Origin of the sequence: Paractinoplanes lichenicola, assembly GCF_016785085.1 — a bacterium.
Lineage (GTDB): Bacteria > Actinomycetota > Actinomycetes > Mycobacteriales > Micromonosporaceae > Actinoplanes > Actinoplanes lichenicola.
The window spans coordinates 235,230-255,793 of sequence record NZ_JAENHO010000014.1; the positions used below are offsets into that span (position 1 = coordinate 235,230).

The window sequence follows — 20,564 nt, forward strand, 5'->3', positions numbered from 1 at the left end:
GGAGTCACCGCTCCGGTTAAGCCTCTCGGTGGAGCGGGACGGCTGACGAGACGCCGGCGCCCCGCGATCGGTGGAAGCCCCAGGCAACGAGCGCCGCGGCCACGACGGTGAGGGTCAAGCCGGCGATTGTGACTGCCTGCTCGAACTGCGCGGTCTGTTGCGGGCTCCAGTGTGCGGTGGCCAGACTGCCGGTGAACAGCGCGGCCAGGATCGTGCCGGCGACTGCCAGCCCGGCGCCCGAGGTGACCTCGCTGGCCGTGTCGGTGAGGGCGGCGCCGATCGTGGTGCGATTTTCGGGCAGGCCGCGCAGCACGTTGACGCCGGCGACCACGCCGACCACGCGCATCCCGGCCGCCACCAGCACGAGCGCGGCCGCGACCCAGCCGTAGCCGAGCCGCCCCAGCACGGCGTAGACGGCCAGGCCGGAGACGACCGCCGACGCGCTGAGCCAGGCCGCCCGGTCGAGGCCGACCCGCTGCATGAACGGGCCGACGAACACGCCGCCCGCGACGAGCACGATCACCTGCGGCAGCATCCCGACGGCGGCCAGCGCGGGCGACCAGCCCCAGTCGAGCTGCAGTTGGAGCGTGACCAGATAACCGAGGCCCGTGGTGGCCAGCCCGGCCGCGGCCTTGTAGGCCAGCCCGCTGGAGACGAGCGGCCGCGCGACCAGTTTCAGATCGAGCAGCGGGTACGGCGTGGCGCGCTCGCGGACGACGAAGAGCACGGCCGCCACGACCGCCGCGACGGTGACGGGCCAGGCGCCGGGGCTCCGGTCAACGAAGAGCGTGGGCGCGACCAGGGCGAGCACGATCGTGGCCGTGCCGAGCAGCGCGCCGGGGATGTCGGCCGGGTCGCGGTGCAGGTCGGCCGGGTCGTCGGCGGCGATGCCGAGCCGCACGCCGATCAGCGCGAGCCCGGCGATCGGCACGTTCACCAGCAGCAGCACCTGCCACGGGGCGAACGCGAGCACGAGGCCGCCGACGGTCGGGCCGATCGCCAGCCCGACCAGGCCGACGGTGGAGATCAGCGTGGTCGCGCGCACCCGCAGGCCGTCGGCGGCGAAGAGCCGGAAGGCCAGCGCGAGCGACCCCGGGGTCGTCATCGCGGCCGCGACACCCATCAGAGCCCGTACGGCGATGAGCTGCTCGGCGGTGCTCACGAACGCGGTCGCGAGGCTGGCCAGCCCCAGCAGGACCAGGCCCGCGAGCATGATCCGCCGGCGACCGACCCGGTCGGCCAGGGCACCGAACGCCAGCATGAGCCCGCCGAACACGACGGCGTAGGCCCCGGTCACCCATTGCAGGGCGACGGTCGAGGCGTGCAGGTCGCGGCCGATCGTGGGCAGCGCGACGTTGAGGATCGAGTTGTCGAGCATCTCGAACAGGAAGACCGCGGACAGCCCGGTCAGGGCCATCCAGGCCGCCCGCAGCGACGCGGGTTGGTGCGCGGTGGTGGTCATGCACCCAGCATGCGCGCAAAACTTATACCGAGTCAATGCTTTTACTCGGTATATGATCGGCTCATGGGTCTTCGTGAGCGCAAGAAGGAACAGGTACGCCTCCAGATCTCGCACGCCGCCACCGAACTGATCATCGAACGCGGCTTCGACGCGGTGAGCGTCTCCGAGATCGCCGAACGGGCCGGCGTCTCGCGGATGACGGTCTTCAACTACTTCCCGCGCAAGGAAGACATGTTCTTCGACCGCGTCCCGCTGATCCACGACCGGATCACGGCCGCGGTCCGCTCCCGCCCGGCGGGAAAGAGCCCCCAGGAAGCCCTGAGGGACGAGGCCCTGCGACTGATGGCGGAGAGCATCGAGCCGGCGGGGCATCGCGAGCGGATGGTGGAATTCTGGCGGGTCGCCAACGACTCGCCGGCCCTGCGGGCGCGCGCTCGCGAGATCACCGAGGAACTCGAGGACCTGGCGGCTGCGCTTTTCGCCGAGGCGGAGGAACTCACCGACCCGAAGATGTCGGCCGCCCTGCTCACGGCGGCCTTTCGGATCTGCCTACGAGACCTGGCGATCGGCGAGGCCTCCCTCGACGCCGTACGGACCCGCATCAGCCGAACATTCGACGTTATTCGACACGCTATATAAGTCGATCGCACCCCTCCCGGCGTGTAGACTGATGGTTCAAGTAAGAGCCCCCGCCGAACCGGCCGGGGCTCTTTTTATGGTTCCGGTTCGGTATCAGGGACGCGGCTCGAGAAGATCCACAACACTCAGACCAGTTTCACCCCCGACCAGCTTCAAGCCGACCTCAGCCCGAGCAGCCAGGTCGAGCGGCGCCAGCCGCTCGACAAACCCGGCGTGAGTGATCCGGTCCAACCCGGCACCCACCAACGGAGCAGCCACCCGCAGAGCTGCCTTCAATACCGGACCCTGCGTAGAGCCGCCGTGCAACACGATGTTGCGGGACCGGTACAGGCGTCTCATCGCGATTCTCAATACGGAGACCGCGGCCGCGAGCTCTTTCTTGGGTTCGGCGAGAACCCGTCGCATCCGATGCACCGCTGCAACGTCGGCGTCGCGCAGGAACCGGTCGACCAGAACGAGCGCGGCACCTGCCGTCAGCGTTTCGGCGACCGCGGAAGCCTTCGCCCGGCTGGTCGTGCGGGCTGCGATCTTCTCGGCCAGCGCATCGGGAGTCCGGGGTTGATGCCGACGAGCTAAAGCTGTCAGTTCTGCCCGAGGCCACGAGCACGCAATGATGGCTGCGAGTCGATCCGCGGCGGCGGCCTTGCCCGACCGCTCCCCTTCGGGGGGATCATCCGGATGGCAAAGCAGCGATTCGATGGCCGCCCACGCCCCCGCGACCGCCGGCCCGACAGCCCCGCGACTGACCGGCGCGGCAAGCTCCAAAGCATCGTCGATCAGAGTCAGTTCCGCGTCGACCTGATACAGGCGTCCTTCTTTGAGCAGAGAAAGCACGCCGGCACCGCGAGCACGAACGGCGAACGGAATCGGGTCGGGATGCCCGCCCACCCACATCCATGAGGCAGGCCGGATGCCACCTCGATTGCCTCGCACGAAAGACGATCGCGCCACCATGCGCTCGACGAGCTCACGAACCTGGCTCGCGGCGCTGAAGGGATCCCGAGCACTCACCCGATACAGGAAGCCACCACCGACACGGATGCCACTTGTCGAATGGTTGTTCCCACTCAGCCAGTTCACGACTTCCCGGCCGGAGAGCCAGTTTTCGTGCCGCTCGGCCTGCTCCTGCTCCGGCACACTGGTCAGGGCCGCGAGAACGACGAACTCGCTCGGCCCCGCCGCATCGAGGGTGACCGCACCTTGGAGAACCTCCTCGACGCTCGCCTGCCGTCGGGCGAGTTGCCCGATCCAAGCCCCTAGATAGCTCGCGTCGTAGCCAAGGTCGAGCAGATGTGCCGCGACGACCCGGGCCAGCCGCTCCGGCCGCGGCCGGCCACCTTCCGGCTGGGCGCCGGCAGTCGCCCAGCGGCCCAGATAGCCGCCGCGAGCATGTTCGAGCACTTCCCGCAGCCTGCGATGAGCCGGGCTGGGATGAAGTAACGGCTGCCCAAGAAGAGAGGTCAGTTCGGCGCGCAGTTCCCTGTCCCCCAGGCCGATATCCGGGCCGATGACCTTCAGGAGTTGATGGCGCTGCCAATCGACCGCAGCCGGGGAAAGGACACGATGTCGCGCCCACGAGCTCGCCTCCAGCAGTTCCTGCAGAGCGAGCAGTGAGCCGACATCCCACAGCCGGCGCGGCCAGGGCACGCCTTCGAGGGTGAAGAAGTCGATCATTCGGGCTCGAACGTGACTGTCATAGACGTTTGCTGAGGTTTCGGACGCCACCGGTGCACCCTAGTCGTCCGCCTACCCCCGTTGTCGAGCTGGAGGAGTGCCAACCTCTAGCGGGCTGAAAGTTTTTATGCATAGAGTGCTCGGGTGAATGGTGGAGAGGTCAAGGCGGGCGAGCGAGTGCTCGACCTGTTCGCCGGGGCGCGGCTGACGCCGACCCAGCGGCGGATCGCGCACTGTCTCGTGGAGCATGCGAGCAAGGCCGCCTACCTGTCCGCCGCCGAGGTGGCTGATCTGGCCGGGGTCAGTCAGCCGTCGGTGACGCGGTTTGCCATCGCGCTCGGGTATGAGGGCTATCCGGCTCTGCGGCGGGTGTTGCGTGAGCTCACCGCGGGGGCGGACGCCGAGCGCGGTGAGGACCACAATGCGATGCAGCTGGCGGTGGCGGCCGAGGCGGAGCATCTCGGGCGCCTGGTCGGACAGCTCGAGCGGCTGGACGACGTACGGCGGGCGGCTGAGCTTTTGATCGTGAGCCGGCCGCTGCCGGTGCTCGGGCTGCGGGCGGCGGCTCCCCTGGCCGGGTATTTCGGGTATTTCGCGAGCAAGGTGCACCCGGATGTGCGGGTGCTCGACGCGGGTGGCACGTCGCTGCTCGACCGGCTCGATCAGGCCCGCGCGGCCGGTGCCGGTGCGATGCTGGCGCTGGTGCTGCCGCGTTATCCGCGGGAGTCGCTCGACGCCATCCGGGAGGCCAAGGCGATGGGGTACGCCGTGGTCGCGATCACCGATTCGGCGGTCAGCCCGGTCGCCGGGGACTGTGACGTGGTGCTGCCCGCGGCGGTCGGCACCCGGCTCGTTTTCGACCTGCACACGGGTCCGATGGCGATGGCCATGGTGCTGCTGCAGGCGATGTGCGACGCCGATCCGGAACCCGTGCAGCACAGGCTCGAGGCGTTCGAGGCGACGGCCTCCCGCCGCAACATCTTTCAAGCGTAGGAAGGGCAACCATGTCGGAGATCCGGGCGCCTCGCGGCGCGGCGTACACCGCGAAGGGCTGGCCGCAGGAGGCCGCCAAGCGGATGCTGATGAACAACCTCGACCCGGACGTGGCCGAGCGCCCCGAGGACCTGGTGGTCTATGGCGGCACCGGCCGGGCCGCGCGGGACTGGCCGTCCTACCACGCGATCGTGCGCGAGCTCGACGAGTTGAAGGGCGACGAGACGCTGCTCGTGCAGTCGGGCCGCCCGGTCGGCGTGTTCCAGACCCACGAGTGGGCGCCGCGGGTGCTGATCGCCAACTCCAACCTCGTCGGCGACTGGGCGAGCTGGCCCGAGTTCCGCCGCCTGGAGAACCTGGGCCTGACCATGTACGGCCAGATGACCGCCGGGTCGTGGATCTACATCGGCACCCAGGGCATTTTGCAGGGCACGTACGAGACGTTCGCCGCGGTCGCCGAGAAGCGGTTCAACGGCACCCTGGCCGGCACGCTGACCCTGACCGGCGGGTGCGGCGGCATGGGTGGCGCCCAGCCCCTCGCGGTCACCATGAACGGCGGCGTCTGCCTGATCGTCGACGTCGACGAGACCCGGCTGCGCCGCCGGGTCGAGACCCGCTACCTGGACGAGATCGCCGATGACCTTGACGACGCCGTTGCCCGCGCGGAGGCGGCCAAAAAAGAAAAGCGCGCCATCTCCATCGGCGTCGTCGGCAACGCGGCCCTGGTATTCGGTGAGATCCTGACCCGCGGCGTCGAGGTCGACATCGTCACCGATCAGACCAGCGCCCACGACCCGTTGTCCTACCTGCCGGTCGGCGTCGAGCTGGCCGACGCGGCCGAATACGCGCGCACCAAGCCCGAGGAGTTCACCGACCGGTCCCGGGCCAGCATGGCCAAGCAGGTGGCGGCCATGGTCGGGTTCATGGACGCGGGCGCCGAGGTGTTCGACTACGGCAACTCGATCCGCGGCGAGGCCAAGCTGGCCGGCTTCGAGCGCGCGTTCGAGTTCCCCGGCTTCGTCCCGGCGTACATCCGGCCGCTCTTCGCCGAGGGCAAGGGGCCCTTCCGCTGGGCCGCGCTCTCCGGCGACCCGGCCGACATCGCCGCGACCGACAAGGCCGTGCTCGACCTGTTCGGAGAGAACGAGTCGCTGGCCCGGTGGATGAAGATGGCCGAGGAGCGGGTCGCGTTCCAGGGGCTGCCCGCGCGCATCTGCTGGCTCGGCTACGGCGAGCGGGACAAGGCCGGCGTGCGGTTCAACGACATGGTGGCCCGGGGCGAGCTCAAGGCCCCGATCGTGATCGGCCGCGACCACCTCGACTCGGGTTCGGTGGCCTCGCCGTACCGGGAAACCGAAAGCATGCTCGACGGCTCGGACGCGATCGCCGACTGGCCGCTGCTCAACGCCCTGCTCAACACGGCGAGCGGCGCGAGCTGGGTGTCGATCCACCACGGCGGCGGGGTCGGCATCGGGCGCTCGATCCACGCCGGACAGGTCTGCGTGGCCGACGGCACCGAGCTGGCCGGGCAGAAGATCGCGCGGGTGCTGACCAACGACCCCGGTACGGGTGTGATCCGGCACGTCGACGCGGGCTACGAGTCCGAAGCGGCCGCCGGCGTGCACATTCCGATGCGCAGGGATGCGCAGTGACGGCCACTTTCGCCGAGCTCTGGAACGGGATCGCCCCGATCGGGCGGGCCAAGAACGGCGGCTACCTGCGGTACGCGCTGGAGGAGCCCGAGCTGGTGCTGCGTGACTGGTTCCGCAACCAGGCCGCGCGGCGCGACATGCCGGTCACCGACGACGGCAACGGCAACCTGTTCGCCTGGTGGGGCGACCAGTGGGGCCACGACGCGGTGCTCACCGGCTCGCATTTCGACTCGGTGCCGCACGGCGGGGGCTTCGACGGGCCGCTCGGCATCGTCAGCGCGTTCCTGGCCGTCGACGAGTTGCGTCGCCGGGGGCACGTGCCGCGACGGCCGATCGCCGTGGTCGCCTTCGTCGAGGAGGAGGGCGGCCGGTTCGGCGTACCGTGCCTGGGGTCTCGGCTTTTGACCGGGGCGATCGAGCCCGCGCAGGCGGCCGCGCTGACCGACCGCGAGGGCGTGACGTTCGGCGAGGCCCTGGGTGACACGCCGGCGGGGCGGCTGCCCGGGTTGACCAGCCGGGTCGGGGCGCTGATCGAGCTGCACATCGAGCAGGGCCGCGCGCTCGAGGTGCCGGTCGGGGTGGCCAGCGCGATCTGGCCGCACGGGCGCTGGCGGTTCGACTTCACCGGGCACGGCGACCACGCGGGCACGACGCGGATGACCGACCGGCGCGACCCGATGCTCACTTTCGCGTACACGGTGCTGGCGGCCAACAAGGAGGCCCGGCTCAACGGCGCGCACGCGACCATGGCCCGGGTCGAGGTCGAGCCCAACGCCACCAATGCCATTCCCTCCCTCGTACGGGGGTGGCTCGACGCCCGGGCGGCCGAGACCGGGACGCTGGACACGATGGTCGAGGCGATCCTCAAGCGGGCGCACGAACGGGCGGGACGCGACGGCACCGAGATCGCCGTGACGTCCGAGTCGTTCAGCGCCGAGGTGACGTTCGAGACGTCGCTGGCCGCGCGGATCGCCGCGTTGCTGGGCGACGCGCCGGTGCTGCCGACGGGGGCCGGGCACGACGCGGGGGTGCTGTCCGCGCACGTCCCGACGGCCATGCTGTTCGTCCGCAACCCGACGGGCGTCTCGCACTCCCCCGCCGAGCACGCCGACGAGGCCGACTGCGTGGAGGGCATCGGCGCGCTCGCGAGGGTGCTGGGCGACCTCACATGACGGCTTATTTCGCCCCGTACGCCTGGACGGGCGGGACGCTGGCCCGAAACGTCCACATCGAGGTGGCCGACGGCATCATCACGGCCGTCGCCGCCTCGTCACCGGACAACTCGGGGACAACGCTGCCCGGCCTGGTGTTGCCGGGGTTCGCGAATGCGCACTCGCACGCGTTTCACCGCGCGCTGCGTGGGCGGACGCATGCGGGCGGCGGCAGTTTTTGGACGTGGCGCGACCTCATGTATCAGGTCGCGGGGCGCCTCGACCCGGACAGCTATTACGCGCTGGCTCGGGCCGTCTACGGCGAGATGGCGCTGGCCGGGATCACCGCGGTCGGCGAGTTCCACTATCTGCATCACGGCCCGGACGGCACGCCCTACGCCGACCCGAACGCGATGGGCCACGCGCTGGTCGCCGCCGCGGCCGACGCCGGGATCCGGATCACGCTGCTGGACACGCTGTATCTGACGGCCACTGTCGACGGGAAACCGCTCGAAGGTGTGCAGCGGCGGTTCGGCGACGGTGATCTGGACGGCTGGTCGGCGCGCACCGATCGGCTGCGGGCGGCCGGCCATGCCAAGATCGGCGCGGCGCTGCACTCGGTGCGGGCGGTTCCGGCCGAATACCTGTCCACCTTCGCTCATCGCACCGACGGGCAGCCCGTTCATGTGCACTTGTCCGAGCAACGCGCAGAGAACGAGCAATGTCGCGCAGTCCACGGTTGCACGCCGGCGGAGCTGCTCGAGGCGCACGGCGTGTGGCAGCCGATGACGGTGGCCGTCCACGCCACGCACCTCACCGACCGCGACATCGACATCCTTGGCGGTCACCACGTGTGCTTCTGCCCGACGACCGAACGGGATCTCGCGGACGGCATCGGACCGGCCCGTCGGCTCTCCGACGCGGGCGCCCGGCTCAGCCTGGGCAGCGACAGCCACGCGGTGATCGACCAGTTCGAGGAGCTGCGCGGGCTGGAGATGAACGACCGGCTGGCCACCGAGCAGCGGGGCCGGTTCACGCCGGCCGGCCTGCTCGCGGCGGCGGCCAACCATACGGCGATCGGCTGGTCCGACGCGGGCGAGATCGCCGTGGGCAAGCGGGCCGACTTCGTCTGCGTCCGGCTCGACAGCGCCCGTACGGCGGGGGCCGATCCCGCGCAGGCGGTGCTCGCCGCGACGGCCGCCGACATCACCCACGTGATCGCGGACGGCCGCCTGATCGTCGAGAACGGCCACCACACGAGCATCGACGTGCCGGACGCGCTGGCCGCAGCGATCACGGAGGTCGTCGCATGAGCATTCTGATCGACAACATCGGCGAGCTCGTCACCAACGAGCCGGATCAGGGTGAGGGGCTGCTCGGGATCCGGCGGGACGTCGCGGTCGTGATCGAAGGTGATCGCATCGCGTGGATCGGGCCAAGTGCGCAGAAACCGCCGGCCGACTCGCGCATTGACGCGCACCAGCGCGCAGTGCTGCCCGGCTTTGTGGACAGCCATGCGCATCTGGTGTTCGCGGGTGATCGGGCGGCCGAGTTCGGCGCGCGCATGGCCGGCGAGCCTTACACGGGCGGCGGCATCCGCACGACCATGGCAGCCACCCGGGCCGCGAGCGACGACGAGCTGCTCGGCAACGCGTCCCGGCTGGTCGACGAGGCACGCCGGCAGGGCACGACCACGATCGAGATCAAGAGCGGGTACGGGCTGAACGTCGCCGACGAGGCCCGCTCGCTGCGCGTGGCCGGCCAGTTGACGACCGAGACGACGTTCCTGGGCGCGCACGTCGTGCCGGCCGGGAGCGAGCCCGACGCGTACGTGGATCTGGTGCGCGGCGAGATGCTGGACGCCTGTGCCCCGTACGCGAAATGGATTGATGTCTTCTGTGAGCGGGGCGCGTTCGACGGCGACCAGACGCGGGCGATTCTCGAGGCCGGCGCCAAGAAGGGCCTGTTCCTGCGGGTGCACGCCAATCAGCTGACCGAGGGCCCGGGCGTACGGCTGGCGGTGGAACTGGACGCCGCGAGCGCCGATCACTGCACGCATCTGAGCGACGCGGACATCGCGGCCCTGTCCGGCTCGAACACCGTGGCCACGCTGCTGCCGGGGGCCGAGTTCTCGACCCGCTCGCCCTATCCCGACGCGCGCCGGATGATCGACGCCGGGGTCACGGTCGCGCTGGCCACCGACTGCAACCCGGGCTCGTCGTACACGTCCTCGATGCCGTTCTGCATCGCGCTGGCCGTGCGCGACATGCGGATGACCCCGGCCGAGGCCGTGCACGCGGCGACGGCGGGCGGCGCGCGGGCGCTGCGGCGCGACGACATCGGACGGCTGCGCCCCGGCGCGCGCGCCGACCTGACGGTGCTCGACGCGCCGTCCCACCTGCACCTGGCCTACCGGCCCGGCGTACCCCTGATCAGCACAGTTCTGCACAACGGAGTGCCCCAATGAAGGTCATAGTCCAGCCCACCGGTGTCACCCCCGCCGATGTGCTCGCGGTCGCCCGCGGCAACGCCCGGGTCGAGATCGCCCCCGAGACCGTCGAAGCCATGGCCACCAGCCGGGCGATCGTCGACACCATCGAAGCCTCCGGCAAGCCCGTGTACGGCGTGTCGACCGGCTTCGGCGCCCTGGCCAACACGTCGATCGCGCCCGAGCGCCGCGCGGAACTGCAGCATGCGCTCATCCGCTCCCACGCGGCCGGGATCGGCGCGCCCATGCCGCGCGAAGTGGTGCGCGCGATGATGCTCCTGCGGCTGCGCTCGCTCGCCCTCGGCCGCTCGGGGGTGCGCCCGGTGCTCGCGCAGGGCCTGGCCGACCTGCTCAACCACGACATCACGCCGTGGGTGCCCGAGCACGGCTCGCTCGGCGCCTCGGGCGACCTCGCGCCGCTCGCCCACTGCGCGATCGTGCTGCTCGGCGAGGGCTGGGTGCTCGGCAAGGACGGCGCCCGGATGGCCGCCGCCGAGGCCCTGCACGCGGCCGGGCTGCAGCCGCTCGAGCTGGCCGCCAAGGAGGGCCTGGCGCTGATCAACGGCACCGACGGCATGCTCGGCATGCTGCTGCTGGCGATCGACGACGCCGCGCACCTGTTCGCGATGGCCGACGTGACCGCGGCGCTGGCGATCGAGGCGATGCTCGGCTCCGAGCGGCCGTTCCTGCCCGAACTGCACGAGATCCGCCCGCACCCCGGTCAGACCGCGTCCGCCGCGAACATCCGCAAGCTGCTGCAGGACTCGGCGATCATGGACTCGCACCGGGACGACCTGGCGCACGCGGTGCAGGACGCGTACTCGATGCGCTGCGCCCCGCAGGTGGCCGGCGCGGCCCGCGACACGCTCGATTTCGTCCGTACGGTGGCCGCCCGCGAACTCGTGTCGGTCGTGGACAACCCGGTCGTGCTGCCGGACGGCCGGGTCGAGTCGACCGGCAACTTCCACGGCGCGCCGCTCGGTTTCGCCGCCGACTTCCTGGCCATCGCGGCCGCCGAGGTGGGCGCGATCGCCGAGCGCCGGGTCGACCGGCTGCTCGACGTGACCCGCAACCGCGACCTGCCCCCGTTCCTGTCGCCCGACGCGGGCGTGAACTCGGGCCTGATGATCGCGCAGTACACCGCGGCCGGGATCGTGGCCGAGAACCGCCGGCTCGCCGCGCCCGCGAGTGTCGACTCGCTGCCCACGAGCGGCATGCAGGAGGACCACGTCTCGATGGGCTGGGCCGCGACCAAGAAGCTGCGTACGGTGCTCGACAACCTGACCAGCCTGCTGGCCGTCGAGCTGATCTCCGCCGTACGGGGTCTGCAGTTGCGCTCGCCCCTGGTGCCCTCGCCGGCCGGTCGCGCGGCGATCACCGCGCTGGAGGCCGCCGCCGGTCGCCCCGGCCCCGACCTGTTCCTGGCCCCCGCGTTGGAGGCGGCCCGCGCGGTCGTGGCCGGCCGTGAACTGCGCGCCGAGATCGAGTCAGCCACGGGGGCGCTGCTGTAGTTAACTTGCCACTGTGGATCAGCGGGCGGTGGTGATCGGGGCCGGGATGGCCGGGCTGGCCGCCGCCCGGGTGCTGAGTGAGCGTTTCGCGCAGGTCTTGGTGCTCGATCGTGACGAACTGCCGGGCGAACCGGTGCCCCGGCGCGGCGTGCCGCAGGGCAGCCAGCCGCACATCCTGCTGGCCGGCGGCATGCGCACGTTCGACGAGCTGTTCCCCGGCTTCGAGGCCGAGCTGATCGCCGCCGGCGGCACGAAGTTCGACACCGGCCTCGGCCTGTGCAGCTATCGGATGGGCCGCCGGTGGCCCTCCGCGCCCACCGGGGTGTCGCTGGTCGCGGCGACCCGCCCCGGCATCGAGGCGATCGTCCGCTCGCGGGTCACCGCCCTGCCCAACGTGACGATCCGCGATCGCGTGGCCGTCTCTGCCCTGGCCGGCTCGGCGACGGCCGGGGTGACCGGTGTCGTGCTCGACGACGGCGAGACGCTGACCGCCGACCTGGTCGTCGACTGCACCGGCCGGGGCGCCCGCTCCGACCGGTGGCTGGCCGTGCTCGGGCTCCCCACGCCGGCCCAGCTCGAGGTCAAGGTCGGCGTGTCGTACACGTCGCGGCTCTATCGGCGCCGGCCGGGCGACCTGACCGACTGGTCGGCGATCTTCATCCTGCCCACGCCGCCCGGCGAGCACGTGAGCGGGCTGGCCCTGCCGGTCGAGGGCGACCGCTGGCTGGCGGGCATCGGCGGCTGGCACGTGACCGAGCCGCCCGCTGACGTCGAGTCGTTCGAGGATCACGCACGCGGCCTGCCCGACCCGATCCTGAGCGACCTGCTCGACCGCCTGGAGCCGATCGGCGACCTGATCACGACGAGGTTCCCGTCCAGCCGGCGCCGGTTGTTCGAGGACGTCCGCGAACCACCGCCCGGCTATGTGGCGCTCGGCGACGCCGTCTGCAGCTTCAACCCGATCTACGGCCAGGGCATGACCTGCGCGGCCCTGTCGGCGCTCGCGCTCGGCCGGGCGCTCGACGAACACGGCCGGCTCGCCCCGCGCGCCTTCTACGCGGCCGCGGCTCAGATCCTGGACGTGCCGTGGTCGTTCGCGGTCGGCGGCGACTTCTCGTTCCCGCAGACGACCGGGCCGCGGCCGCGCGGGTTCGCGTTTCGCCGGTGGTATTCGCGCCGGATCGCGTTGGCCTCCCAGATCGACTCGGGCGTCAACGCGACGTTCGCGCGCGTTCAGCACCTGATCGATCCGCCGGGAACGCTCATGCGGCCCGCGTTCGTGCTGCGCGTGTTGCGCATGGCGAGAAAACGCGCGCGCGGATCGGGTCCGGTGCGTTAACTTCCGGCGGCATGAGCGACTACGACTTCCAGGCGATGCAACGGCGGTGGCGACCGGTCTGGGAATCGCTCGGCCTCTTCGACGCGGGCGCCTCGGCCGGGCAACGTCGCTCACTCGTCGACATGTTCGCCTACCCCTCGGGCGACCTGCACATGGGTCACGCCGAGGCGTACGCGCTGGGTGACGCCGTCGCGCGCTTCTGGATCCAACAGGGCTACGACGTGCTGCACCCCGTCGGCTGGGACTCGTTCGGGCTGCCGGCCGAGAACGCGGCGATCCGGCGCGGCACCCACCCGGCCGACTGGACCTACGCGAACATCGAGACGCAGGCCGAGTCGTTCCGGCGCTACGCGACCTCGGTCGACTGGCGGACGCGGCTGCACACCAGCGACCCGTCGTACTACCGCTGGACCCAGTGGCTGTTCCTGCGCTTCCTCGAGCGCGGCCTGGCCGAGCGGCGGCGCGCGGCGGTCAACTGGTGTCCGGTCGACCGCACGGTGCTGGCGAACGAGCAGGTCATCGCGGGCCGCTGCGAGCGCTGCGGTGCGGCGGTGACGAAACGCGAGCTGACGCAGTGGTTCCTGAAGATCACCGCGTACGCGGATCAGTTGCTGGACGACATGGCCGAGCTGGCGGGGCACTGGCCGGCGCCCGTGCTGACCATGCAACGCAACTGGATCGGCCGCTCCCCCGGGGCCTATCTCGACTTCGGCCCGTTCGAGGTGTTCACGACCCGGCCCGACACGGTTTTCGGGGCGACGTTCCTGGTCGTCGCGCCCGATTCGCCGCTGGCCGCGTCGCTGTGCACGAGCGGGCAGCGTCCCGCCTTCGACGCCTACGTTTCCCGCGTACGAGGGATGTCCGAGATCGAGCGCACTACGGCCGATCGCGCCAAGACGGGCGTCTTCCTGGGCGCGTACGGGAAACACCCGTTCACTGGCGAGCGGCTGCCGATCTGGGCCGCCGACTACGTGCTGCCCGGCTACGGCACCGGCGCCATCATGGCCGTGCCCGCCCACGACCAGCGCGACCTGGAGTTCGCCGAGACCTTCGATCTGCCCGTACGCCCGATCGCCGGCTTCTTGGACGGGCTGGACACAGAACTGGACGGGCTGGACCAGGAGGCGGCCATCGCCCGGGTGGTCGCCGAGGCCGAGGCGCGCGACGTCGGCCGGGGCGGCGTGACCTATCGGCTGCGCGACTGGCTGGTGTCGCGGCAGCGGTTCTGGGGTTGCCCGATCCCGGTCGTGCACTGCGCGAATTGCGCGATCGTGCCCGTGCCGGACGATCAACTGCCGGTCCTGCTGCCCGACCTGCGCGGCGACCAGCTGGCTCCCGGCGACGTGTCACCCCTGGCCGCGGCCCGGGACTGGGTGGAGGTCGACTGCCCGCGATGCGGCGGCCCGGCCGAACGCGACACGGACACGATGGACACGTTCGTCGATTCGTCCTGGTATTTCCTGCGGTACTGCTCACCGGCGTACGGGGAAGGGCCTTTCGAACCGGAGGCCGTGCGGCGGTGGATGCCGGTCGACCAGTACGTGGGCGGGGCGGAGCACGCGGTGCTGCATCTGCTGTACGTCCGGTTCTTCACGAAGGTGCTGCGTGACCTGGGGCTGGTCGGCTTCTCCGAGCCGTTCCGGCGGGTGATGACGCAGGGGCAGGTCATCCTGAACGGCGCGGCGATGAGCAAGTCCCAGGGCAACATGGTCGACCTGGGCGAGCAGATCGACACGTACGGAGTCGACGCCGTGCGGCTGACCATGGTGTTCGCCGGCCCGCCGGAGGACGACATCGACTGGGCCGACGTGTCACCGGCCGGATCCGTTCGGTTCCTGAGCCGCGTGCTGCGTCTGGCCGCCGACGTCGGCACGACTCCCCCGACGGGGCCCGGCGATCTCAATTTGCGCAGAAACACGCATCGGTTGTTGCGCGCGATCACCGACCTGATGGAGCAGCGCCGGCTCAACGTGGCCGTGGCCCGCGCGATGGAGCTGGCCAACGCGGCCCGCCGGGCGGTCGACGACGGGCTGGCCGCCGACCCGGCCACCCGCGAGGCGGTCGAGGCCCTGTCCGTGGTGTTGTCGTTGTTCACGCCGTACACCGCCGAGGAGATGTGGGCGCGCCTGGGTCACGAACCCGGCGTGGCCCGGGCCGGCTGGCCGGCGATCGACCCCGAGCTGGCGGCCGAGCGGACCGTCGTCTGCGCGCTGCAGGTGAACGGCAAGCTGCGCGCTCGCCTGGAGGTGCCGGCCGGCATCACCGCCGACGACCTGCTCGCGCTGGCCCTGGCCGCCCCCGCCGCCACCGGGCGGACGGTGACGCGCACGATCGTCCGCCCGCCGCACCTGGTCAACCTGGTGGTCAGCGGTCCTTGACGGTGATGCCGAGGGTGTGGGCGAGCGCGGCGGCCGACTCCATCAGCTGGTTGCTGTCGATGATCGCGCCGCGCAGCGACTCCCACCCCTCGGCGACGTCGAGCGTCCGCGCGCCGCGCAGGTCGAGCTTCTTGATCGTGGCCTTGGTGAAGCGGGCCCGGCGGATCGACGAGCCCGGGAACGTCACGCCGGCCAGCGTGGCCTGCCCGAAGTCCACCTCCGAGAGGTCGCAGTCGCGAAACTCCACATCTTGCAGCCGTGCTCCCCGCAGATTCAGGCTGTCGATCTTGCAATCGCGCACGATCACGCGGCGCCATTGCGACCCGTACGCCTGCACGCCCGCGAGCACTCCGTCGAGGATCGACGTGTCCATCAGGTCGGCCTCGGCCCAGCCCCCGCCGATCCAGCGGCTCTTCGAGATCCAGACGTCGTCGAGCCGGACGTGGCCGAAGTCGCCGCCCGTGAAGGTGACCGACGTGAACGCGCACTCGGAGAAGCGGGAGCTGCTCGCCTCGGCCTCGTCGAACTCGGCGCCGTCGATGTGCACCTCGGCGTAGTCGCCGTCGCGCTCGAGCTCGGTGTCCCAGGGGCGCAGATGTGCGGCGTACGGGAGGTCTTGCAGGCTCGTCATGAGCTCCGATCGTAGGCGCGGCGGGCTCCCGCCGAGGCTACGCCGCAGAGGACATCTCCCACGGGCAGTCGTCGGCCGGGGGCTCGACCACGACGTAGGTCGCCGCTTCGGCCGCCGCCGGGGTGGTGGCGCCGCTGCTCGGCGGCTTGACCGCGAACAGGGCGGACAGCGCGACGAGCACCGTGGCCGCGAAGAGCGCGGCGAACCTCAGCTGCATGACTTCCCCCAGTGGGTCTCGGCCAGGCCACCAATACTCCCACTTTCAACAAAGTCGCGCTCGTTGACAAGTGGGGTGCCGCCCCGGTTAAGCTGTCGCCAGAAAACGGGGTGGTCCCCCATTTCCCTCGAGGAGGACTGGATGAGCGGGTTCGTGGTGCTGGTGACCGGGGCGAGCAGCGGGTTCGGGCGGCTGACGGCGGAGGCGCTGGCCCGGCGCGGCCACACGGTTTTCGCCGGATTGCGGGATGTGGCCGGACGAAACGCCCAGGCCGCGGCGGAGCTGAGCGGGTCGATGCGGGTCGTCGAGCTCGACGTCACCGACCAGGCCTCGGCCGACCGGGCAGTGAGCGAGATCATGGCCGCCGCCGGCCGGCTCGACGTGGTGGTCAACAACGCCGGGGGCATCTTCCCCGGGCCGCTGGAGGCGTTCACCGCGGAGGAGGCGCAGCGGCAGTTCGACGTGAACGTGCTGGGCGCGCTCCGCGTCAACCGGGCCGCCCTGCCGCATTTGCGCGCGCGGGGCCGGGGCCTGCTGCTCCAGATCGGATCGATCGCGGGCCTGGTCACGACGCCGTTCACGGGCCTCTACGCGGCGAGCAAGTCGGCGCTGGAAAGCCTGACCGAGGCGTGGCGGCACGAGCTGGCCCCGTTCGGCGTGGAGTCGGTGATCGTCGACGCCGCCTCCTACCCGACCAACATCGGTCACAACGCCGCCCTGCCGGCCGACGCCGAGCGGCTGGGCGTCTACGGCGAGGCGTTCGGCGGCTTCACCAACGCGATCGTCCAGCGCTCGACGGAGGCCGGCGGCGACCCGCGCGAGGTGGCCGACGCGGTGGTCAAGCTGATCGAGAGCGACAACCGGCCCGCGCGTACGGTGGTCGGCCCGGCCGGTCAGGTCGAGCCCGCGCTGACCCTCAGCCGCGCCTCGGCCGAGGCCGCCGAGCGGATGGGCGCGGCCATGGGTGTGGCCGCTTTCATGACCCACTAGGCTCGCGGCGTGGGAGGAGCCACCCGACCGATGCGGGCCGATGCCCGGCGCAACTACGAGCAGATCCTGGCCGCGGCCGAGGCCGAGGTGGCCCGGGCCGGGGCCGAGGCCTCGCTGGAGGAGATCGCTCGCCGGGCCGGGGTCGGCTCCGCCACTCTGCACCGGCATTTTCCGTCGCGGCAGGCCCTGCTGGAGGCCGTCTTCCACGATCGGGTGGCGGCCCTCTGCACCCAGGCCCACGACCTGGCCGCCGGCCTCACCCCGCAGCCCGTCGCTCCTACGTCGCCGCCGCCCGCCGCTCTTTCGTCGCCGCCGCCCGTCGGGGGCGGCTCGGCCGACGCCGGGCAGGCGCTCACCGGGTGGCTGCGGTCGCTCGCCTCCTACGGCGCCGTCACCCGCGGGCTCGCCAAGTCGCTGCTCGGCGGCGTGCAGAATCCGACCGCCAGCACCTGCGAGGCCATGCTGGTCGAGGCGGGCAACGAACTGCTGCGCCCGGCCCAGGCGGCCGGCGCCGTCCGCCCCGAGGTGACCATCATCGACCTGCTCACGCTGGTCAACGCCGTCTCGCTGGCCACCGAGGGCAGCCCCGACGCCGACGCCGAGGCGGCCCGCCTGGTCACGCTCGCCTTGGACGGCGTGCGCCCGCGCGGTTAGCTCGTGACCTCGCGGGCGATCACCTTGGACAGCTCGCGGAACGCCTTGCCCCGGTGGCTGATCGCGTCCTTCTCGGCCGGTGACAGCTCTGCGTTGGTCTTGCTCTGGCCGTCACCCAGGAAGATCGGGTCGTAGCCGAACCCGCCCTCGCCCCGGCGCGCGCGCAGGATGCGGCCCGCCTGCCGGCCCTCGACCAGATGCTCGCGGCCGTTGGGCAGCACCAGCGCCGCCGCGCAGACGAACGCGCCGCCGCGCTGCTGGTCGGACACGTCGGAGATCTGGGCCAGCACCAGATCGAGGTTGGCGTCGTCGTTGCCGTGGGCGCCGGACCAGCGGGCGCTGAACACGCCGGGCATGCCGTTGAGCGCGTCGACCGCGAGCCCGGAGTCGTCGGCCACCGTGGGCAGCCCCGTGCGCTTGACCCCCTCGCGCGCCTTGATCAGCGCATTTTCCCCGAACGTGAGCCCGGTCTCGGGCACGTCGGGGTAGCCCTCGAAGGACGCCAGCCCGATCAACTCGATGCGGTTGGCCCCGAGCGACGTGTCGAGGATGCGCTGGAGCTCGACCAGCTTCTTCCGGTTGGCCGTGGCCAACAGCAACTTAGCGCTCATGCCCCCGCCCCCGCTTCGCTCCGGCAGAGGCCTGAGCCGGGCACTGTGCCTGATGATTCGCTCGCAAGCTCGCTCATGCGGTCAAAGCCTTCTGCTGGGCGGCGGACAGGTCGGCGCAACCGGCCAGGGCCAGGTCGAGCAGCGCGTCCATCTGGTCGCGGCGGAAGACGCCGTTCTCCCCCGTGCCCTGCACCTCGACGAAGTCGCCGTCGCCGGTGGCCACCACATTCATGTCGACCTCGGCCGCGACGTCCTCGAGATACATCAGGTCGAGGCGGGGCTCGCCGTCGACGATGCCGACGCTGACCGCCTGGATCGACCGGTGCATGACCTTGTCGACCTTGCCGGCCAGCGACTTGCGCTCGGCCAGCCAGCCGACCGCGTCGTGCAGCGCGACGTAGGCCCCCGTGATGGCGGCCGTGCGGGTGCCGCCGTCGGCCTGCAGCACGTCGCAGTCGAGCACGACGGAATTCTCGCCGAGCGCCTTGAGGTCGATGCAGGCGCGCAGGCTGCGGCCGATCAGGCGGGAGATCTCATGGGTGCGCCCGCCGACCTTGCCCTTGATGCTCTCGCGGTCGCCGCGGGTGTTGGTCGCGCGGGGCAGCATCGAATACTCCGCCGTGACCCAGCCCAGCCCGGAGCCCTTGCGCCAGCGCGGGACGCCCTCGGTGACGCTCGCCGTGCAGAGCACTCGCGTGTTGCCGAACTCGACGAGCACCGACCCCTCGGGGTGGATGCTCCAGTGCCGAGTCAGGGTCACCGGTCGCAGTTGGTCGGCCGAGCGGCCGTCGGGGCGTGCCATGGGAGAACCTTATTAGGCCCGGGGCCGGACCGCTGCGCCCGCCCCACCGGCTGTGGATAACTCGGGCACCCTGTGGATGACGTGGGGCCCGTGGATCAGCCGAACCAGCCGGTGGCGGTGTCGGCCGCCCCGGCCGGCTGAGGCACCGCCGGCCGCAGCACGGCGCTGGGCCGCTGCCGCGCGAGCGACGCCACGGCCGCCACCTCGGGCAGCGCGCCGTGGGCCCGCAGGAAGCCGTCGACCGCCTGCGGCCAGCCGAAGTGCTCGGCCCGGGCGCGGGCGGCGGCCCGGCGGTCGGCCTCGGGGCGCTCCATCAGCCGGCGTACGGCCTCGGCGAAGCCCTCCGGGGTGCCCGGGACCGCGACCCCGCCGTCACCCACGACCTCGGGCAACGCGCTCGTCTCGTTCACCACGACCGGGGTGCCGCAGGCCAGCGCCTCGAGGGCGGTCATGCCGAACGTCTCGACCGGGCCGGGCGCGAGCACGACGTCGGCGCTCGCCAGCAAAGCGGCCATGGCGCGGCGCTCGGCGATGTGACCGGTAAAGCGGACGGGCAGGCGGGCCGCACGATAGGCCAGCGCGGCCCGCCGTACGCCGTCTCCGGCCACGGCGAGCACGGCGGGCACCTTGTCGTTGCGCAGCGCGCCGATCGTGTCCACGGCAAGCTCAGGGCGTTTCTGGCCGGAGAGCCGGCTGGCGAACGCGATCAGCAGCTCGCCGGGCCGGGCGTAGCGCTCGCGGACGGCCTCGTCGCGCTTGTCCGGGTGGAACACGTCGAGGTCGACGCCGAGCGGCACCTCGGTCAGGTTGGGCACGCCCAGGCGGCGGAACTCGGCCGCGGCGAACGAGGTGGTGCAGATGATCTGGTCGAAGAACTCTGCCGTACGCAGGTTGAACTTGTCGGCCACGGCGTCGCGCTTGGGCACGCCCCAGACGCCGAGCAGGCCGGCCAGGCTCTCGTGCGACACCATCACCGACGCGACGCCGCGGTTGCGGGCCCAGCCCCCCGTCCAGCGCAGGCTGGTGCGGTCGGAGACCTCGAGCCGGTCGGGCTCGAGCTCGTCGAGCAGCTCGGTCAGCTCACGCCGCCCGGTCATGACGCGATAGCCCCCCGTACGCGGGAGGGGCGCGCTGGGCAGCGTGATGACGCGGCCCTGCGTGGTCAGCTTGTCGGAGCGCTCGCGTCCGGGAACGATCAGCACCGCCTCGTGGCCGGCGTTCTGATAGCCCTCACCGAGGTAACGAAGTGCTGTCCGCAGGCCACCCGAATGGGTCGTCACGAAGTTGGCCAGGCGAACGATGCGCATCCAAGAACTCCAAGATCACGATCCGCTGGTGCTCCCGCTGCTCCGACCGTGCCCCCGCCCCGGTC

General features: G+C 71.5%; 18 protein-coding genes. 11 read left to right on the forward strand and 7 right to left on the reverse strand.

The features are described from left to right. Positions 1–16: 16 nt before the first annotated feature. On the reverse strand, positions 17–1,462 hold the full coding sequence (locus JKJ07_RS40225) for an MFS transporter (protein ID WP_236030689.1): 1,446 nt from the start codon (positions 1,460–1,462) through the stop codon (positions 17–19). Positions 1,463–1,525: 63 nt separating this feature from the next. Here JKJ07_RS40225 and JKJ07_RS40230 point away from each other — a divergent pair, with 63 nt between their 5' ends. Next, a complete protein-coding gene (locus JKJ07_RS40230) occupies positions 1,526–2,101 on the forward strand; it encodes a TetR/AcrR family transcriptional regulator (protein ID WP_202997254.1) in 576 nt (191 codons plus the stop codon). Between the two features lie 93 nt (positions 2,102–2,194). On the opposite strand, the gene JKJ07_RS40235 is transcribed toward JKJ07_RS40230, so the two are convergent. After that, positions 2,195–3,775: a hypothetical protein gene (locus JKJ07_RS40235; protein WP_202997255.1), complete on the reverse strand. Its 1,581-nt coding sequence runs from the start codon at positions 3,773–3,775 to the stop codon at positions 2,195–2,197. A 144-nt stretch (positions 3,776–3,919) separates the two neighbouring features. Here JKJ07_RS40235 and JKJ07_RS40240 point away from each other — a divergent pair, with 144 nt between their 5' ends. Genes JKJ07_RS40240 through leuS form a run of 8 tightly spaced genes read left to right on the forward strand, consistent with a single transcriptional unit; the run spans position 3,920 to position 15,287 of the window. Beyond that, positions 3,920–4,768, forward strand: coding sequence for a MurR/RpiR family transcriptional regulator (locus tag JKJ07_RS40240; protein WP_202997256.1), 849 nt, complete (start codon positions 3,920–3,922; stop codon positions 4,766–4,768). An 11-nt stretch (positions 4,769–4,779) separates the two neighbouring features. Then, the gene (gene hutU, locus JKJ07_RS40245; protein WP_202997257.1) at positions 4,780–6,420 is read left to right on the forward strand and encodes a urocanate hydratase; all 1,641 of its coding nucleotides are present in this window, start codon (positions 4,780–4,782) and stop codon (positions 6,418–6,420) included. Continuing rightward, a complete protein-coding gene (locus JKJ07_RS40250) occupies positions 6,417–7,592 on the forward strand; it encodes an allantoate amidohydrolase (RefSeq protein WP_202997258.1) in 1,176 nt (391 codons plus the stop codon). The genes hutU and JKJ07_RS40250 overlap by 4 nt, the downstream gene beginning before the upstream one ends. Beyond that, positions 7,589–8,884 (forward strand): formimidoylglutamate deiminase, encoded by a 1,296-nt coding sequence (locus JKJ07_RS40255; protein ID WP_202997259.1) that lies wholly within the window; start codon positions 7,589–7,591, stop codon positions 8,882–8,884. The genes JKJ07_RS40250 and JKJ07_RS40255 overlap by 4 nt, the downstream gene beginning before the upstream one ends. Then, entirely contained in the window at positions 8,881–10,038 is a 1,158-nt protein-coding gene (gene hutI / locus JKJ07_RS40260) for an imidazolonepropionase (RefSeq protein WP_202997260.1), read from the forward strand. Before JKJ07_RS40255 ends, hutI begins: the two co-directional genes overlap by 4 nt. After that, positions 10,035–11,570: a histidine ammonia-lyase gene (gene hutH / locus JKJ07_RS40265; RefSeq protein ID WP_202997261.1), complete on the forward strand. Its 1,536-nt coding sequence runs from the start codon at positions 10,035–10,037 to the stop codon at positions 11,568–11,570. The genes hutI and hutH overlap by 4 nt, the downstream gene beginning before the upstream one ends. Before the next feature lie 13 nt (positions 11,571–11,583). Continuing rightward, positions 11,584–12,909 (forward strand): NAD(P)/FAD-dependent oxidoreductase, encoded by a 1,326-nt coding sequence (locus tag JKJ07_RS40270; protein ID WP_307834650.1) that lies wholly within the window; start codon positions 11,584–11,586, stop codon positions 12,907–12,909. A gap of 11 nt (positions 12,910–12,920) precedes the next feature. After that, entirely contained in the window at positions 12,921–15,287 is a 2,367-nt protein-coding gene (leuS, locus tag JKJ07_RS40275; protein ID WP_202997262.1) for a leucine--tRNA ligase, read from the forward strand. Here leuS and JKJ07_RS40280 read toward each other — a convergent pair. Together JKJ07_RS40280 and JKJ07_RS40285 are read right to left on the reverse strand one after the other, a co-directional pair. Further along, complete coding sequence (locus tag JKJ07_RS40280) at positions 15,274–15,918, reverse strand: pentapeptide repeat-containing protein (RefSeq protein WP_202997263.1); 645 nt, start codon at positions 15,916–15,918, stop codon at positions 15,274–15,276. The two genes, leuS and JKJ07_RS40280, sit on opposite strands and share 14 nt — an antisense overlap. Positions 15,919–15,955: 37 nt before the next feature. Further along, a complete protein-coding gene (locus JKJ07_RS40285) occupies positions 15,956–16,135 on the reverse strand; it encodes a hypothetical protein (RefSeq protein ID WP_202997264.1) in 180 nt (59 codons plus the stop codon). Between the two features lie 141 nt (positions 16,136–16,276). On the opposite strand from JKJ07_RS40285, the gene JKJ07_RS40290 reads away from it, so the two are divergent. Both JKJ07_RS40290 and JKJ07_RS40295 read left to right on the forward strand, forming a co-directional pair. Then, a complete protein-coding gene (locus JKJ07_RS40290) occupies positions 16,277–17,125 on the forward strand; it encodes an SDR family oxidoreductase (RefSeq protein ID WP_202997265.1) in 849 nt (282 codons plus the stop codon). Positions 17,126–17,155: 30 nt separating this feature from the next. Further along, a complete protein-coding gene (locus tag JKJ07_RS40295; RefSeq protein ID WP_202997266.1) occupies positions 17,156–17,779 on the forward strand; it encodes a TetR/AcrR family transcriptional regulator in 624 nt (207 codons plus the stop codon). On the opposite strand, the gene rdgB is transcribed toward JKJ07_RS40295, so the two are convergent. From rdgB to JKJ07_RS40310, 3 genes are all read right to left on the reverse strand, one after another. After that, the gene (gene rdgB / locus JKJ07_RS40300) at positions 17,776–18,390 is read right to left on the reverse strand and encodes an RdgB/HAM1 family non-canonical purine NTP pyrophosphatase (protein ID WP_202997267.1); all 615 of its coding nucleotides are present in this window, start codon (positions 18,388–18,390) and stop codon (positions 17,776–17,778) included. The genes JKJ07_RS40295 and rdgB overlap by 4 nt on opposite strands. A 73-nt stretch (positions 18,391–18,463) precedes the next feature. Continuing rightward, positions 18,464–19,192, reverse strand: a complete 729-nt coding sequence (rph, locus tag JKJ07_RS40305) for a ribonuclease PH (protein ID WP_202997268.1) — start codon at positions 19,190–19,192, stop codon at positions 18,464–18,466. Between the two features lie 95 nt (positions 19,193–19,287). Continuing rightward, entirely contained in the window at positions 19,288–20,499 is a 1,212-nt protein-coding gene (locus JKJ07_RS40310) for a glycosyltransferase (protein WP_202997269.1), read from the reverse strand. Between the last annotated feature and the right edge of the window lie 65 nt (positions 20,500–20,564).

Bases quoted from the DNA above. Each gene is read 5' to 3' on its own strand.
- JKJ07_RS40295 (WP_202997266.1), top strand. From the start codon at position 17,156: ATGCGGGCCGATGCCCGGCGCAACTACGAGCAGATCCTGGCCGCGGCC.
- JKJ07_RS40235 (WP_202997255.1), bottom strand. From the start codon at position 3,775: ATGATCGACTTCTTCACCCTCGAAGGCGTGCCCTGGCCGCGCCGGCTG.
- JKJ07_RS40225 (WP_236030689.1), bottom strand. From the start codon at position 1,462: ATGACCACCACCGCGCACCAACCCGCGTCGCTGCGGGCGGCCTGGATG.
- JKJ07_RS40280 (WP_202997263.1), bottom strand. From the start codon at position 15,918: ATGACGAGCCTGCAAGACCTCCCGTACGCCGCACATCTGCGCCCCTGG.
- hutI (WP_202997260.1), top strand. From the start codon at position 8,881: ATGAGCATTCTGATCGACAACATCGGCGAGCTCGTCACCAACGAGCCG.
- JKJ07_RS40230 (WP_202997254.1), top strand. From the start codon at position 1,526: ATGGGTCTTCGTGAGCGCAAGAAGGAACAGGTACGCCTCCAGATCTCG.
- leuS (WP_202997262.1), top strand. From the start codon at position 12,921: ATGAGCGACTACGACTTCCAGGCGATGCAACGGCGGTGGCGACCGGTC.
- hutH (WP_202997261.1), top strand. From the start codon at position 10,035: ATGAAGGTCATAGTCCAGCCCACCGGTGTCACCCCCGCCGATGTGCTC.
- JKJ07_RS40310 (WP_202997269.1), bottom strand. From the start codon at position 20,499: ATGCGCATCGTTCGCCTGGCCAACTTCGTGACGACCCATTCGGGTGGC.
- rph (WP_202997268.1), bottom strand. From the start codon at position 19,192: ATGGCACGCCCCGACGGCCGCTCGGCCGACCAACTGCGACCGGTGACC.
- JKJ07_RS40290 (WP_202997265.1), top strand. From the start codon at position 16,277: ATGAGCGGGTTCGTGGTGCTGGTGACCGGGGCGAGCAGCGGGTTCGGG.
- JKJ07_RS40285 (WP_202997264.1), bottom strand. From the start codon at position 16,135: ATGCAGCTGAGGTTCGCCGCGCTCTTCGCGGCCACGGTGCTCGTCGCG.
- rdgB (WP_202997267.1), bottom strand. From the start codon at position 18,390: ATGAGCGCTAAGTTGCTGTTGGCCACGGCCAACCGGAAGAAGCTGGTC.
- JKJ07_RS40255 (WP_202997259.1), top strand. From the start codon at position 7,589: ATGACGGCTTATTTCGCCCCGTACGCCTGGACGGGCGGGACGCTGGCC.
- hutU (WP_202997257.1), top strand. From the start codon at position 4,780: ATGTCGGAGATCCGGGCGCCTCGCGGCGCGGCGTACACCGCGAAGGGC.